This window comes from Bacillus sp. JJ1532, assembly GCF_036965085.1.
In the GTDB taxonomy this organism is placed as follows: domain Bacteria; phylum Bacillota; class Bacilli; order Bacillales; family Cytobacillaceae; genus Cytobacillus.
This window is the reverse complement of the sequence record NZ_JBALOW010000153.1, coordinates 1-1,091: the sequence shown is the minus strand read 5'-3', so window position 1 is coordinate 1,091 and position 1,091 is coordinate 1. Positions and strand designations below refer to the sequence as shown.

Here is a 1,091-nt window from a genome sequence, read left to right as displayed (position 1 = left end):
ATTTTTGTATAAATTACAATTTTTATCAAATAAAAAACCTTTAACATACAACCCATTCCTTTGAAACCATCTAAATCCTTCGTTATGGCTTAAATTTACTTTTACCTTCATTTCATTCTCCCTTAAATAATAATCTAAACCTTCTTTAATAAGTGAATATTTCCCATTAACCACCTAAAAGGTAAATAACAACAATCTTAGACTCTAAATTAGTTGTATACATCTTGAAAATTTCTCTAAATAAATAACTTCACCACTTGTTAGGAACTGATGAAGAATTAGGAATAAAAGACCAACATGGTTTTCAATTTCTTTTCTCAAGTTTAAACTCATTGCAAATAAGTTAGCTTCTAAAACGTCAAAAGTTTATTATGGAAAATAGCTACAAATTGGTTTAGGCTTTTTTTTCCTCAATTAATTTTACAAAGATTATAATGAGTATTAGTAAGGGAAGAGTATTAATTGTTTGTGCAATAAAAGATTGGCTTCCTCCTCGCATCATTCTAAAAAGATCTAATGCATAATAAAAAAACCAATATTTTGTAAAAACATTACTTTTAAAGACTCTAATCATACAAGCCAATATAAATGCATATATGATTGCATAAATCCAACTTCCTTGAATTCCGAAAAGCATAAAGCTCTCTCCCAAAACTGATGGAAGCACTATATAATAATTCGAATCGTTAATTGTATAACCAGTTACTTGTTCAGTGAAAATATATGATAAAATGGGGAAATTTATGTTTCCAAAAATATTATTCACAATACCTGTTGGGATAGGAAGAAACAAAACCCACAAAAAGAATAATGCTGCGGATACTTTTGATTGACTATCTAATGCATGCTGATACATTATTGGATAAAAGGTTTCTTCAACAATAATATCTTTTAGCAACGTAGCATAATTCATAACTGACAAATCTATTTCTTCTCCCACTCGTAAATAAGCAAGTATATTCAAAAAGGGGATTCCAGTTAATAAGAAAAATATACTTACTGTAATTAAAGTTTTCTTTTTTATATGTTTTTCAGAGTATAAGAAAGAAAGTAAAAAAATAACCCATAATACTAAATCATTTCTAGGTAAG

The 1,091-nt window shown here is 27.4% G+C and carries 1 protein-coding gene; it reads right to left on the bottom strand.

Annotated features, from left to right (window positions below):
* Positions 1–394: 394 nt before the first annotated feature.
* The coding region (gene wzy / locus V7122_RS25630; RefSeq protein ID WP_335530162.1) for an O-antigen polysaccharide polymerase Wzy at positions 395–1,091 on the bottom strand (697 nt) is incomplete at its 5' end.